13 protein-coding genes are annotated in these 13,431 nt (G+C 66.8%); 12 read left to right on the top strand and 1 reads right to left on the bottom strand.

All coding sequences use genetic code 11. The features are described 5' to 3' along the window. Positions 1-76 precede the first annotated feature (76 nt). Together AC1Z3O_RS13665 and aroA are read left to right on the top strand one after the other, a co-directional pair. Complete coding sequence (locus AC1Z3O_RS13665; RefSeq protein WP_483516254.1) at positions 77-973, top strand: prephenate dehydrogenase; 897 nt, start codon at positions 77-79, stop codon at positions 971-973. 132 nt (positions 974-1,105) lie between these two features. After that, on the top strand, positions 1,106-2,410 hold the full coding sequence (gene aroA / locus AC1Z3O_RS13660; RefSeq protein ID WP_483516253.1) for a 3-phosphoshikimate 1-carboxyvinyltransferase: 1,305 nt from the start codon (positions 1,106-1,108) through the stop codon (positions 2,408-2,410). On the opposite strand, the gene AC1Z3O_RS13655 is transcribed toward aroA, so the two are convergent. Next, the gene (locus AC1Z3O_RS13655; RefSeq protein WP_483516252.1) at positions 2,411-2,662 is read right to left on the bottom strand and encodes a DUF2061 domain-containing protein; all 252 of its coding nucleotides are present in this window, start codon (positions 2,660-2,662) and stop codon (positions 2,411-2,413) included. Positions 2,663-2,809: 147 nt separating this feature from the next. On the opposite strand from AC1Z3O_RS13655, the gene cmk reads away from it, so the two are divergent. From cmk to AC1Z3O_RS13605, 10 genes are all read left to right on the top strand, one after another. Then, a complete protein-coding gene (cmk, locus tag AC1Z3O_RS13650; protein ID WP_483516251.1) occupies positions 2,810-3,472 on the top strand; it encodes a (d)CMP kinase in 663 nt (220 codons plus the stop codon). Between the two features lie 155 nt (positions 3,473-3,627). Next, a complete protein-coding gene (gene rpsA / locus AC1Z3O_RS13645) occupies positions 3,628-5,322 on the top strand; it encodes a 30S ribosomal protein S1 (protein WP_483516250.1) in 1,695 nt (564 codons plus the stop codon). Between the two features lie 33 nt (positions 5,323-5,355). Beyond that, the gene (locus AC1Z3O_RS13640; RefSeq protein WP_483516249.1) at positions 5,356-5,769 is read left to right on the top strand and encodes an integration host factor subunit beta; all 414 of its coding nucleotides are present in this window, start codon (positions 5,356-5,358) and stop codon (positions 5,767-5,769) included. A 237-nt stretch (positions 5,770-6,006) separates the two neighbouring features. Further along, positions 6,007-6,324 carry a lipopolysaccharide assembly protein LapA domain-containing protein gene (locus tag AC1Z3O_RS13635; protein WP_483516248.1) on the top strand — a complete coding sequence of 106 codons (318 nt, stop codon included), beginning with the start codon at positions 6,007-6,009 and terminating at the stop codon, positions 6,322-6,324. Positions 6,325-6,327: 3 nt separating this feature from the next. After that, entirely contained in the window at positions 6,328-7,569 is a 1,242-nt protein-coding gene (gene lapB / locus AC1Z3O_RS13630) for a lipopolysaccharide assembly protein LapB (protein WP_483516247.1), read from the top strand. Positions 7,570-7,617: 48 nt separating this feature from the next. After that, positions 7,618-9,006, top strand: coding sequence for a UDP-glucose dehydrogenase family protein (locus tag AC1Z3O_RS13625; protein WP_483516246.1), 1,389 nt, complete (start codon positions 7,618-7,620; stop codon positions 9,004-9,006). A 71-nt stretch (positions 9,007-9,077) separates the two neighbouring features. Beyond that, positions 9,078-10,025 (top strand): D-glycero-beta-D-manno-heptose-7-phosphate kinase, encoded by a 948-nt coding sequence (gene rfaE1, locus AC1Z3O_RS13620; RefSeq protein WP_483516245.1) that lies wholly within the window; start codon positions 9,078-9,080, stop codon positions 10,023-10,025. A gap of 152 nt (positions 10,026-10,177) precedes the next feature. Then, positions 10,178-11,170, top strand: a complete 993-nt coding sequence (gene rfaD, locus AC1Z3O_RS13615) for an ADP-glyceromanno-heptose 6-epimerase (RefSeq protein ID WP_483516244.1) — start codon at positions 10,178-10,180, stop codon at positions 11,168-11,170. 165 nt (positions 11,171-11,335) lie between these two features. After that, positions 11,336-11,683 carry a ComEA family DNA-binding protein gene (locus AC1Z3O_RS13610; protein WP_483516243.1) on the top strand — a complete coding sequence of 116 codons (348 nt, stop codon included), beginning with the start codon at positions 11,336-11,338 and terminating at the stop codon, positions 11,681-11,683. Positions 11,684-12,042: 359 nt separating this feature from the next. Beyond that, positions 12,043-13,350, top strand: a complete 1,308-nt coding sequence (locus AC1Z3O_RS13605; protein ID WP_483516242.1) for a solute carrier family 23 protein — start codon at positions 12,043-12,045, stop codon at positions 13,348-13,350. The last annotated feature ends 81 nt before the right edge of the window (positions 13,351-13,431 follow it).

Raw genomic sequence — 13,431 nt, 5'->3', positions numbered from 1 at the left:
GCACCGCTGCGATAGGCGCGCCGGACCGGCTACAATGCTGGATTCCCGAATCTCTCCCGCCTGACCGCGTATTCCCGTGCCCGCTCTTCATTTTCCCCGTGTCGTGATCGTCGGCGTTGGCCTGATCGGAGGCTCGCTCGCGCTGGCGCTCAAGCGTGCCGGCGTGGCCGGCAAGGTGATCGGGGTGGGGCGTTCCCAGGCCTCGCTGGAGCGGGCGCTCGCGCTGGGCGTGATCGACGAGGCGGCGCCGCTCGAGGCGGCGGCCAAGGGTGCCAGCGTCATCGTGCTGTGTGCCCCGGTGGCGCAGAGCTTCGCGCTGTTGCATACCCTGGAGCCGCACCTGGAGGCGGGCACCATCGTGACCGACGCAGGCAGCACCAAGTGCGACGTCATCATGGCGGCCAAGACCGCGCTGGGCGACAAGGCGGCGCAATTCGTGCCCGCCCACCCGATCGCCGGGCGCGAGCTGAACGGCGTCGAAGCGGCACTGCCGGATCTCTATGAGGGCAGGAAGACCGTGTTGTGCCCGCTGCAGGAGAACTCTCGGGCCGACGTGGCGGCCGTGCGGGCGATGTGGGAAGCCGCCGGCGCAGACTGCCACGTGATGTCGGCCGTGCAGCATGACGCCGTGTTCGCCGCCGTCAGCCATCTGCCTCACGTGCTGTCCTATGCGCTGGTGGCCCAGGTGGCCAATGCCGAGGACGCCGCGCTCAAGCTCGATTTCGCCGGTGGCGGTTTTCGCGATTTCACTCGCATTGCGGCATCGTCGCCCGAGATGTGGCGCGACATCTGCGTCGCCAACCGCGACGCGCTGCTGCGCGAGATCACCACTTACCAGTCCGTGCTGGCACACCTGAAGGCCCAGATCGAGGCGGGTAATGGCGATGGCCTGGAGCGCGTCTTTACCCGCGCGAGCAAGGTGCGGCTGGAATGGGGCGCGCAGCGCGCCGCTGCCGCCAACATCGAGCCCTGAGCGGGCGCGGCGCGTCGATGCGTGCGGCCGGTTTCCGGCCGCCAACGCAGCCAGTTCATCCAGTCCAGCCAGCCCGCGTCCAGCCCAGCCCAGTCGGATCTGCCACCCCCACCCAGCCACTCGCTAGCCACCATGGAACACCTCACGATCGGTCCCTTCACCCGCGCCGCCGGCACGGTCCGCCTGCCCGGATCCAAGAGCATCTCCAACCGCGTGCTGTTGCTGGCGGCGCTGGCCGATGGCGAGACGCGCGTGCGCGACCTGCTCGATTCGGACGACACGCGCGTGATGCTGCAGGCGCTGAAGACGCTGGGCGTGGCCTGGCGCCAGGAAGGAGCGGACTATCTGGTCAGCGGCACCGGTGGCGGGTTCCCGAACAAGTCGGCCGAGCTCTTCATGGGCAATGCCGGCACCGCGATCCGCCCACTGACCGCCGCGCTGGCGCTGCAGGGCGGCAGCTACCGGCTTTCCGGCGTGCCGCGCATGCACGAGCGGCCCATCGGCGACCTGGTCGATGGCCTGCGCCAGGTCGGCGCGCGCATCGACTATCTTGGCAACGAAGGCTTTCCGCCGCTGGCGCTGCACCCGGCGCAGATCCGCATCGAGGGGCCCATCCAGGTGCGCGGCGATGTCTCCAGCCAGTTCCTGACCGCGTTGCTGATGGCGCTGCCGCTGGCGCAGGCGGCGGCCGGCCGCATCGAGATCGAGGTGATCGGCGAGCTGATCTCCAAGCCCTATATCGAGATCACGCTGAACCTGATGGCGCGCTTCGGCGTGACGGTCGAGCGTGACGGCTGGTCGCGCTTCGTGCTGCCGGCCGGCGCCCGTTACCGCTCGCCCGGCGAGATCTTCGTCGAAGGCGATGCGTCGTCCGCGTCCTACTTTCTGGCGGCCGGCGCCATCGGCGGTGGGCCGCTGCGGGTCGAAGGGGTTGGCATGGCCAGCATCCAGGGCGACGTCCGCTTTGCCGACGCACTGAACCGGATGGGCGCCAACATGATGGCGGGCGATAACTGGATCGAGGTGCGCGGCACCGAGCGCGACGACGGCGGACTGCACGCGATCGAGCTGGACTGCAATCACATTCCCGATGCGGCGATGACGCTCGCGGTGGCGGCGCTGTTCGCCAAGGGCACCACCACGCTGACCAATATCGCCAGCTGGCGGGTCAAGGAGACCGACCGCATCGCGGCCATGGCCACCGAGCTGCGCAAGCTCGGCGCAGAGGTGGAGGAGGGGGCGGACTACCTGCGCGTGACGCCGCCGCAGCAGTGGCAAAGCCCGGCGGACGGCATCGACACCTATGATGATCATCGGATGGCGATGTGTTTCTCGCTTGCGGCGTTCGGGCCGCTCCCGGTACGCATCAACGAACCGGGCTGCGTCGCCAAGACCTTCCCCGACTATTTCCAGGCGCTGGCCGGCGTGGCGCGCTGATCAGGCGCCCAGCGGCGCGGGCACCGGAGCAGGCGCGGCCTGGCGGGGCCGCTGGTGGAGTGCTTGGTGGGCCACCCCGGTACGGGCTTCGCGCCGCTCCCAGTAGCGGTCGAAGAAGAAGTGGGCCACCGTGTTGACCAGTGGTTCGACGAAGGTGACGGCGCCGCTGACGGCAAGGCTGCCGGTCAATGCGTAGGTCACGCAGAAGGCGATGCCCAGGTGCATGATGCCAAACGACAGGGTTTTAGCCATGGTAGATTGCCTCGATTGCCTCGCAACGATGATGGACTGTCGGCGCCGTCACCGGATCGAGCCGAGTGCTTGCGAGCGCCATGGCAAGAATAATAATGATTCTCGTTTGAGTTAAAAACTTAATTGTTTCTTTTGTTGTAATTGAAAATGACTATCGTGGATGTCATCACAATCGACGGGCCCACCGCTTCCGGCAAGGGCACCGTCGCGCACAAGGTGGCCGATGCGCTGGCCTTCCACCTGCTCGACAGCGGCGCCCTGTACCGGCTGGTGGCGCTGGCGAGCACGCGCGCGGGCATCGACGTCCAGGATGTCGACGGTCTTGCAAAACTGGCCGCCAGCCTCGATGTGAAGTTCGGCCCGGACCGGGTCTGGCTGGCCGGCGAGGAAGTGAGCCTGGCGATACGTGCCGAGGCGATCGGCAACCGCGCTTCGGCGATCGCCGTGCACCAGCCGGTGCGCGATGCGCTGACCAGGCTGCAGCGCGACTTCCGCAAGCTGCCCGGCCTGGTGGCCGACGGCCGCGACATGGGAACCGTGATCTTTCCCGATGCACGGCTTAAAGTATTCTTGACGGCGAGTGCAGAAGCGCGCGCCCGGAGGCGCTATAAACAATTGATTGATAAGGGGATTTCTGCTAATATCGAAAACCTTTTGCGTGACCTCGAGGAGCGCGATGCGCGGGACCGTACCCGTGCCGCCGCCCCCCTTCGTCCCGCCGAAGATGCGCGACTGCTCGATACCTCCGACATGACGGTGGAGCAGGCGGTGGCGCAGGTGCTCGAGTGGCATGCCGCGACGCGCGCGTGATCTGACGCCGCATCCGGCCGCTTCCCGGGCGCCGAGGTGCCTGCCCGGCCGCTGAAGGCCGGCGCTGGCTTTGTTCAACTTGACCCCGCTGCATTGGCAGACTGTGCGCGATCCTCGCGCCGGCCAGCGTACTAGCGGATTGCTAACCTACGTTTATGTCCGACCTGCAAACCAACGAATCCTTTGCCGCACTGTTCGAGGAATCGATCGCCCGCTCCAATATGAAGGCTGGCGAAGTGATCTCCGCTGAAGTCGTGCGCATCGACCACAACTTCGTGGTCGTCAATGCCGGCCTCAAGTCCGAGGCTTTCGTGCCGGTGGAGGAGTTCCTGAACGACCAGGGCGAGCTCGAAGTGCAGGCCGGCGACTACGTCTCCGTGGCCATCGATGCGCTCGAGAACGGCTATGGCGACACCATCCTTTCCCGCGACAAGGCCAAGCGTCTGGCCTCGTGGCTGAACCTCGAGAAGGCGCTGGAAGACGGCGAAATCATCTCGGGTACCGTGACCGGCAAGGTCAAGGGCGGCCTGACCGTGATGGTCAACGGCATCCGCGCCTTCCTGCCCGGCTCGCTGGTCGACGTGCGTCCGATCAAGGACACCACCCCGTACGAAGGCAAGACCCTGGAATTCAAGGTCATCAAGCTGGATCGCAAGCGCAACAACGTGGTGCTGTCGCGCCGCGCCGTTGTTGAGGCGACCCTGGGCGAAGAGCGCCAGAAGCTGATGGAGACCCTGAAGGAAGGCGCCATCGTCAACGGTATCGTCAAGAACATCACCGACTACGGTGCGTTCGTGGACCTGGGCGGCATCGACGGCCTGCTGCACATCACCGACCTGGCATGGCGCCGTGTCCGCCACCCCAGCGAAGTGCTGTCGGTTGGCCAGGAAATCACCGCCAAGATCCTCAAGTTCGACCAGGAAAAGAATCGCGTCTCGCTGGGCGTGAAGCAGCTGGGCGAAGATCCGTGGGTCGGCATCTCGCGCCGCTACCCGCAAGGCACCCGCCTGTTCGGCAAGGTGACCAACCTGACCGACTACGGTGCGTTCGTCGAGATCGAAGCCGGCATCGAAGGCCTGGTGCACGTGTCGGAAATGGACTGGACCAACAAGAACGTGGCCCCGTCCAAGGTTGTCCAGCTGGGCGACGAAGTCGAAGTCATGGTGCTGGATATCGACGAAGACAAGCGTCGTATCAGCCTGGGCATGAAGCAGTGCAAGGCCAACCCGTGGGACGATTTCAGCCGCAACCACAAGAAGGGCGACAAGCTGGCCGGCCAGATCAAGTCGATCACCGACTTCGGCGTGTTCATCGGCCTGCCCGGTGGCATCGACGGCCTGGTTCACCTGTCGGACCTGTCCTGGCAAGAAACCGGCGAAGAAGCCGTGCGCAAGTACAAGAAGGGCGACGAGGTGGAAGCCGTGGTGCTGGGCATCGACGTCGACAAGGAGCGCATCTCGCTGGGCATCAAGCAGCTGTCGGGCGATCCGTTCAACAACTTCATCTCGGCCAACGACAAGGGTTCGCTCGTGACCGGCACCATCAAGACGGTGGATGCCAAGGGCGCCGTGGTGCAGCTGGCTGACGACGTGGAAGGCTACCTGCGTGCATCGGAAATCTCCGCTGACCGCGTGGAAGATGCCCGCAACGTGCTGAAGGAAGGCGAGCAGATCACCGCCCTGGTGGTGAACGTCGACCGCAAGTCGCGCAACATCAACCTGTCGATCAAGGCCAAGGACAACGCAGAGCAGCAGGAAGCCATGCAGAAGTTCCAGGCTGACACCGGCACGGCTGGCACGACCAACCTGGGCGCGCTGCTGAAGGCCAAGCTCGGCCAGGAAAACCAGTAAGCGCTGGCACCATAAGCGCGTAGCGGAAGGCCCATGACCAAGTCCGAGCTCGTCGAAAAACTGGCTGGCCGTTTCCCGCAGCTGCTGCTGCGCGATGCGGACATCTCAGTGAAAACGATCCTCGACGCGATGTCCGATGCGCTGGCCGACGGCCATCGCATCGAGATCCGCGGCTTTGGCAGCTTCGGTCTGAACCGGCGTCCGCCGCGCGTGGGCCGCAATCCCAAGTCCGGCGAACGGGTGCTGGTCCCCGAGAAGCGGGTGCCGCACTTCAAGGCTGGCAAGGAATTGCGCGAGCGGGTCGACCGCTCGCCGCTGCAGTCGCCGGTCAACGGCGGCGGTAGCGGCGGCGGCCATGCCGCCGCTCTTGGCTCGGCCGCGCCTGCGGCCCAGCCGCAGGGTGGTGGCGCCATGCTCGATGGCGGCCTGAACCTGGTCCGCTCCTGAGCGGATCCGTGGTTCGCCGCCTGCTGTAAAAGCGCTCCTGTCCGGAGCGCTTTTTTCATTGGTGCGCCTTTCCTGCATCAGTGTGACGAAGCTGTCATGTTTCGATACAGATGCCGGCAACTGCTTACCTTCTGTCGAGAACGATTCCGTTACAATGCCGGGAATTCGCCGCAAATGCCTTAACGCTGGCTCCCGAACGCGTCTTCCTAGCCCGCCATCTAGCCCGCTCTCGCTCGCATGAAACTTGTCGCCTGGATTCTCCGCATCGTGCTGTTCGTGCTGCTCTTCGTGCTGGCGCTGCGCAATACCGGAGAGGCGGCGCTGCAACTGTTCTTCGGCGTGGTCTGGCATGCGCCGCTGATCCTGATCCTGCTTGCCGCCTTCGCGCTCGGCATCGTCGCCGCGCTGGTTGCCGTGGCGCCCGCGCTAATGCGCCAGCGCATGGAAGCCGGACGGCTGCGCCGCTCGCTCGAAGCGGCGCGCGCGCAGGCGGGCGAGGCCGGCAGCGAGCGCGGCGCGGGCGCTCCCTACAACGTAATGGGCCCGAAAGTCTGAGTCATGATGTTTGAAACCTGGTGGCTGCTGGGACTGCCCCTCATCTTCGGCCTCGGCTGGATGGCTGCACGCTTCGATGTGCGCCAATTGATGAGCGAGCAGGGGGCGCTGCCGCGCTCCTATTTCAAGGGCCTGAATTTCCTGCTCAACGAGCAGCCGGACAAGGCCATCGACGCCTTCGTCGAAGTGGCCCGGCTGGATCCGGAAACCACGGAACTGCACTTCGCCCTGGCCGCGTTGTTCCGCCGGCGCGGTGAGACTGAGCGCGCCATCCGCGTGCACCAGAACCTGGCCACCCGCCCGGACCTTCCCGAACCGGAGCGCGAGCACGCCCTGTACGAACTGGGCCAGGATTTCCTGCGCGCCGGCCTGCTGGACCGGGCAGAAGAGTCGCTGCGGCGGCTGATGTCCGGGCCCTATGCGGTCTCGGCCAAGCGCGTGCTGCTCGAACTCTATGAGGTCGAGAAGGAATGGAGCAAGGCCATCGATGCGGCGCGGGAGCTGCAGGCCGCGGAGCAGAAGGACTACAGCGTGCAGATCGCGCAGTTCTGCTGCGAGCTGGGGCAGGAGGCGCTGCAGCGCAAGCAGCCCGAGCAGGCGGTGCAGTGGCTGCGCCAGGCGCTCAAGGAGAATCCGAAGAACGTGCGCGCGCCGATTCTGCTCGGCGATGTGGCCGCGGCCGCCGGCGACCCTGCCGCGGCGCTCGAGCACTGGCTGGGCATCGAGCGGCAGGACGCCGCCTTCGTGCCGCTGGTGGCCGACCGCGTGGTCAAGGCCTATGAACAGCTCGGCGAGCGGGGACGCGCGCTCGAATGGCTGCATGGCCTGCTCAAGGGCAACCTCGCGGCCGAGTTGCTCGACACAGCCTACCGTGCCGAGCTGGAAGCCAACGGGCCGGCGGCGGCGGTCGCGCTGATGCGTGACCAGTTGCGCCGGCAACCGTCGCTGCAGGCGCTGGCCCGCTATTTCGAAGCACAGGCCGAGCTGGGCAAGCAGGAGGCGCCCGCCGATGCGGCGGCGCCAGCGGCCGACGGCGCGGCGACTGCGGCCACCGCGGCGACTGCGGCCACCGAACAGGCGCAGGAGGCGGGCGCGATCAGCAAGCTGTTGCAGATGCGCACGCGTAACCTGGCACGCTACACCTGCCGCGAGTGCGGATTCCGCGCCCGGCTATTCTATTGGCATTGCCCCGGCTGCGCCCGCTGGGAAACCTATGCGCCGCGTCGCACGGAATCGCTCGGCTGACGCCGGCCACCCCCACGCGCACGCGCACCCGAATCTGGAGTACGAACAATGAAAGTCACCATCATCGGCAGCGGCTATGTCGGCCTCGTGACCGGTGCCTGCCTGGCCGAGCTGGGCAACGACGTCTTCTGCCTGGACGTCGACGAGAAAAAGATCGCGCTGCTCAACGCGGGCGGCGTGCCCATCTACGAACCCGGACTCAAGGAGCTGATCGAGCGCAACCGCGCCGCCGGCCGCCTGACCTTCTCCACCGATGCGGCCGCCAGCGTCGAGCATAGCGACGTGCAGTTCATCGCTGTCGGCACGCCGCCCGACGAGGACGGCTCGGCCGACCTGAAGTACGTGCTGGCCGCCGCGCGCAATATCGGCCGCCATATGACCGGCTTCAAGGTGGTGGTCGACAAGTCCACCGTGCCGGTAGGCACCGGTGACCGCGTGGCCGAGGTCATTCGCGAGGAACTGGCCGCACGCGGCCTCGAAGACCTGCAGTTCTCGGTGGTGTCGAACCCGGAATTCCTGAAGGAAGGCGCAGCCGTCGAGGACTTCATGCGTCCCGACCGCATCGTGCTGGGCTGCGACGACAACGTCGCGGGCCGCCATGCCAAGGCCATCATGCGCCAGCTCTACGCGCCCTTCAACCGCAACCACGAGCGCACCTTCTACATGGACGTGCGTTCGGCGGAGTTCACCAAGTACGCGGCCAACTCCATGCTGGCCACCCGTATCTCCTTCATGAACGAGCTGGCCAACCTGGCCGACGAGGTCGGGGCGGATATCGAACTGGTGCGCCTGGGCATCGGCTCCGATCCGCGCATCGGCTACAGCTTCCTGTACGCCGGTGCCGGCTACGGCGGTTCATGCTTCCCCAAGGATGTGCAGGCGCTGATGCGCACCGCCGCCGCGCACGGCAAGCCCTTGCGCGTGCTGGAGGCGGTCGAGGCGGTCAACGATGCCCAGAAGGCGGTGCTCGGCCACAAGGTGGTGAGCCGCTTCGGCGCCGACCTGACGGGCCGCACCTTCGCGCTTTGGGGCCTGGCCTTCAAGCCCAACACCGATGACATGCGCGAGGCGCCGTCGAGAGTGCTGGTGCGCGAACTGGTCTCGCGCGGCGCCACGCTGCGCGTGCACGACCCGGTGGCGATGGAAGAGGCGCGCCGCGTGATGGAGATGGACCTGGCCGACATCGAAGGCGCTTTCGCGCGCGTGCAGTTCTGCGAGCAGCAGATGCCGGCGCTGGAAGGCGCCGACGCTCTGATCATCATGACCGAATGGAAAGTGTTCCGCAGCCCGGATTTCGCGCAGATCCGCCAGCGCCTGAAGGCGCCGGTGATCTTCGACGGGCGCAACCTCTATGAACCCGAGGCGATGCAGGAAGCGGGCATCGAGTACCACGCGATCGGGCGGCCGTCGACCACGGCCGGGCAGGTCGCGCAGTAGCCCAGTGGGCAAACGGGTAAGCTAGCCAGCCGCTCGGCTGACGGACCGGGCGGCGCTGCCAAGGGATGTCCATGAACAAGAGTGTTATTCCGCAGGAACAGATCCGCCAGGCCCGCATCCTGGTGGTGGGCGACATGATGCTGGACCGCTACTGGTTCGGCGACGTCGAGCGCATCTCGCCGGAGGCGCCGGTGCCGGTGGTGCAGATCAAGCGCAGCGACGAGCGCCTGGGCGGGGCCGCCAACGTGGCGCGCAATGCGGCCGCGCTGGGCGCCCACGTAGGCATGCTCGGTGTGGTCGGCGACGACGAGCCGGGCCGTACCCTGGAGGCACTGCTGGAAGCCTGCGAGGTCACGCCGTACCTGCATCGGGACTCTGCCGTCAACACCACCATCAAGCTGCGCGTGGTGGCGCAGCAGCAGCAGTTGCTGCGCGTGGATTTCGAGAAGCCGCCCACCCATGAAGTGCTGCGCTCGGTGCAGGACCGCTTCCAGGCGCTGCTAGCCGAGCACGAGGTGCTGGTGCTGTCGGACTACGGCAAGGGTGGCCTGGCGCATGTCGGCCGCATGGTCGAGGCCGGCCGCGCGGCGGGCCGCGCGGTGCTGGTCGACCCCAAGGGCGACGACTACTCGCGCTATCGGGGCGCCACGCTGATCACGCCGAACCGCGCCGAGATGCGCCATGTGGTGGGTGCCTGGAAGACCGAGGCGGACCTGACCATCCGCGCCCAGAACCTGCGCCGCGACCTGCAGCTCGACGCGCTGCTGCTGACACGCTCGGAAGAGGGCATGACGCTCTATACCGAGACCGAAGTCCTGCATGTGTCGGCGCAGGCGCGCGAGGTCTACGATGTGTCCGGCGCGGGCGATACGGTGATCGCCACGCTGGCCGCAATGCTCGGCGCCGGCGTGCCGTTGAAGGAGGCCGTGCAAGTGGCCAATCGCGCGGGCGGCATCGTGGTGGGCAAGCTGGGCACGGCGGTGGTCAGCTACGCCGAGCTGTTCGGCGCGGGCGCCTGAGAGGCGTCTGAGCGTGGGGCGGCAGACCGTTTCACCGAGGCTGCGCGCTGCGCAGCCATTGTTGGATTCGTGGACTGGCTGGACTAGTTGAACTAGTCGGACCAGTCGGATTTGTTGGACCTGTTGAACCTGTTGGACTTGTTGGATCGACCATGACCATCATCGTGACCGGCGCCGCCGGCTTCATCGGCAGCAACCTCGTCAAGGGCCTGAATGACCGGGGCGAAGACGACATCATCGCCGTGGACAACCTGACCCGCGCCGACAAGTTCCACAACCTCGTCGACTGCGAGATCCGCGACTACCTGGACAAGGGCGACTTCCTCGCCCGCCTGGAGCGCGGCGAGTTCGGCAAGGTCCGCGCGATCTTCCATGAGGGCGCCTGCTCCGACACCATGGAGAGCGACGGGCGCTACATGATGGAGAACAACTTCCGCTACACCCAGGCGCTGCTGCGCAGCTGCCTGGACCTGGGCGCGCAGTTCCTCTATGCCTCCTCGGCCGCCACCTACGGCGCCTCGCAGACGTTCAAGGAGGAGCGGGCCTACGAGAAGCCGCTCAACGTCTACGGCTATTCGAAGTTCCTGTTCGACCAGGTGGTGCGCCGCACGATGCCGAGCGCGCTGTCGCAGATCGTCGGCTTCCGCTACTTCAACGTCTACGGCCCGCGCGAGGACCACAAGGGCCGCATGGCGTCCGTGGCCTTCCACAACTTCAACCAGTTCCGTGCCGACGGCATCGTCAAGCTGTTCGGCGAATACGGTGGCTACGCGCCGGGCGGCCACAGCCGCGACTTCATCTCGGTCGAGGATGTGGTCAAGGTCAACCTGTTCTTCCTCGAGCATCCGGACAAGTCCGGCATCTTCAATCTCGGCACCGGCCGCGCCCAGCCCTTCAACGACATCGCGACCACCGTGGTCAACACCCTGCGCGAGGCGGAGGGCAAGCCGGCGCTGTCGCTGGACGAGATGACGCAGGAGGGCCTGCTCGAGTACGTCAAGTTCCCCGATGCGCTGCGCGGCAAGTATCAGTGCTTCACGCAGTCCGACATGTCGCGCCTGCGCGCGGCCGGCTACGATGCGCCGTTCCTGACCGTGCAGGAAGGCGTGGCCCGCTACTGCCGCTGGCTGCTGCAGCGGGGCTGAGATCGCAGGCAGCGGCCGTCCAGGCCGTCCACCTCGGACACAACTTCGTGCGGATGTTGTCAACTTGTGTTGACGATCGACGCTCGCCCCTGCGCCCGCTCTTATCCTGCCCAGGACCCGCCGCATCGCGGTGCGGTCCCACCCAACCGGATAGGAGAGCCTTCCATGAGCAAGCGATCATTGCTGGCGGCGCTGGCCGCCCTGGCATTTTCCCTCTCGGGCGCCGCGCAGGCGGTCGACGTCAACAGCGCGGACGAGGCCGCGCTGCGCACCATCAAGGGGATCGGCCCGGCCACGGCCAGCACCATCCTCGATGAGCGCGCCAAGAACGGCCCGTACAAGGACGCCGACGACCTGGCCCTGCGCGTCAAGGGCGTGGGTCCGAAGTCCGTGATACGGATGCAGGAGCAGGGGCTCACCTTCGGCGCCAGGCCTGCGCCCGCCGCGGCAAAGAAGGACGCCAAGCCCGATCCCAAGGCCAGTGCCAAGGTGGCCGTCAAGCCGGCGCGCTGATAGGGCGCGCTGATAGGGCGCGCTAAGCGGGCGGCGCCAGGCGCCGCCTCCCGATGCAGTGATAGCGAGCCCCGGTCCGTCCGGGGCTTTTTCTTTGTCGTTGCACGCAGTGGCAGCCCGGCCGTGCTGGCCTTGGTATGGCTCGTGCTTGTGCCATTCTCCGCTTCGTTTGCCCCCCTTGCGCGGAGTATCATGCGGACGCCGCGGCAGGCAGTGCCTGTTTCGGGACGGGTAGCCGAAGCTGTGCGTCGCAATGCGCCGCAGTCCGGCCCAGTCGGATTCGCCGGCGGAAATGACCACGAGCCGGCCGGGCGCCCAGGCCATGGCCGGCCGCGAGAGAGAAATCGGGAGAACAATACATGCAGAACCAAGTTGAGATCGGCGGGGCGGGCTTCTTGCCGAAGTGGACGCTGAAGACCGAGGGCGTGATTGCCCCGGATGAACGGCTGCCGGCCGGGCAGACGCTGCTGGCGGGCATCCAGCACGTGGTGGCCATGTTTGGCTCGACCGCGATCGCGCCGATCCTGATGGGTTTCCCGCCCAATATCGCCATTCTCTTCTCGGGCATCGGCACGCTGATCTTCTTCCTCTGCGTGCGCGGCCGGGTGCCCAGCTACCTGGGTTCGAGCTTCGCCTTCATCGCCGTGGTGATCGCCGCCACCGGCTACGGCGGCAGCGGCCCCAATGTCAACATCCCGCTCGCGCTGGGCGGCATCATCGCCGCCGGCGCCTTGTACACGGTGATCGGCCTCGTGGTGCAGGCCGTCGGCTATCAGTGGGTCGAGCGGCTGATGCCGCCGGTGGTGACCGGCGCCATCGTCGCGGCGATCGGCCTGAACCTGGCGCCGGTCGCGGTCAAGGCGGTCAGCGGCGCCTCGCTCGATACCTGGATCGGCCTGCTGACGGTGCTGGCCGTGGGCATGGTGGCGGTGCGCATGCCGGGCATGCTGGGCCGGCTGCCGGTGCTGCTCGGCGGCCTGGCCGGCTACCTGCTGTACTGGCTGGCCACCAATGTGATGGGCCTGGGCAAGCCCATCGACTTCTCCGGCGTGGCCAGCGCGGCCTGGTTCGGCCTGCCGGTGTTCACCGCGCCGGTGTTCGACGCGCATGCCATGCTGCTGATAGCACCGGTGGCCATCGTGCTGGTGGCGGAGAACCTCGGGCATATCAAGGCCATCGGCGTGATGACCGGCCGCAACCTGGACCCGTATATCGGCCGCGCCTTCATCGGCGATGGCATTGCCACCATGATCTCGGCCAGCGGCGGTGGTACCGGTGTGACCACCTATGCCGAGAACATGGGCGTGATGGCCGTGACCCGCATCTATTCGACGCTGATCTTCGTGGTGGCGGCCGCGGTCGCCATCCTGCTCGGCTTCTCGCCCAAGTTCGGTGCGCTGATCCTGACCATCCCCGGCCCGGTGATCGGCGGCCTGACCATCGTGGTGTTCGGCCTTATCTCGGCCACCGCGGGGCGCATCTGGGTGCAGAACCACGTCGACTTCTCCAGCTCGCGCAACCTGATCACCGTGGGCGCCACGCTGACGGTGGCCGCCGGCGACCTGACCCTGAAGCTGGGCGGCATGACTCTAGGCGGCATCGGCACCGCGACCTTCGGCGCCATCCTGCTCTACCACGTGCTGGGCAACGGCCGCGAGCGCGGCTGAGTCCGGCCGCGGGCAGCGCCGGCGGCGCATTTCCCCGCCGCCGGCAAGGGCAAGGCGGCTGCATTACAATGTCCGCCGACA

This window comes from Cupriavidus sp. 09_S30 (assembly GCF_056930435.1).
The sequence above is the reverse complement of the archived record's forward strand: the minus strand, read 5'-3'. Positions and strand labels throughout refer to the sequence as shown.

Excerpts from the sequence above, each read along its gene's own strand:
- aroA (WP_483516253.1), top strand. The coding sequence starts at position 1,106 with ATGGAACACCTCACGATCGGTCCCTTCACCCGCGCCGCCGGCACGGTC.
- AC1Z3O_RS13655 (WP_483516252.1), bottom strand. The coding sequence starts at position 2,662 with ATGGCTAAAACCCTGTCGTTTGGCATCATGCACCTGGGCATCGCCTTC.
- cmk (WP_483516251.1), top strand. The coding sequence starts at position 2,810 with ATGACTATCGTGGATGTCATCACAATCGACGGGCCCACCGCTTCCGGC.
- rpsA (WP_483516250.1), top strand. The coding sequence starts at position 3,628 with ATGTCCGACCTGCAAACCAACGAATCCTTTGCCGCACTGTTCGAGGAA.
- AC1Z3O_RS13640 (WP_483516249.1), top strand. The coding sequence starts at position 5,356 with ATGACCAAGTCCGAGCTCGTCGAAAAACTGGCTGGCCGTTTCCCGCAG.
- AC1Z3O_RS13635 (WP_483516248.1), top strand. The coding sequence starts at position 6,007 with ATGAAACTTGTCGCCTGGATTCTCCGCATCGTGCTGTTCGTGCTGCTC.
- lapB (WP_483516247.1), top strand. The coding sequence starts at position 6,328 with ATGATGTTTGAAACCTGGTGGCTGCTGGGACTGCCCCTCATCTTCGGC.
- AC1Z3O_RS13625 (WP_483516246.1), top strand. The coding sequence starts at position 7,618 with ATGAAAGTCACCATCATCGGCAGCGGCTATGTCGGCCTCGTGACCGGT.
- rfaE1 (WP_483516245.1), top strand. The coding sequence starts at position 9,078 with ATGAACAAGAGTGTTATTCCGCAGGAACAGATCCGCCAGGCCCGCATC.
- rfaD (WP_483516244.1), top strand. The coding sequence starts at position 10,178 with ATGACCATCATCGTGACCGGCGCCGCCGGCTTCATCGGCAGCAACCTC.
- AC1Z3O_RS13610 (WP_483516243.1), top strand. The coding sequence starts at position 11,336 with ATGAGCAAGCGATCATTGCTGGCGGCGCTGGCCGCCCTGGCATTTTCC.
- AC1Z3O_RS13605 (WP_483516242.1), top strand. The coding sequence starts at position 12,043 with ATGCAGAACCAAGTTGAGATCGGCGGGGCGGGCTTCTTGCCGAAGTGG.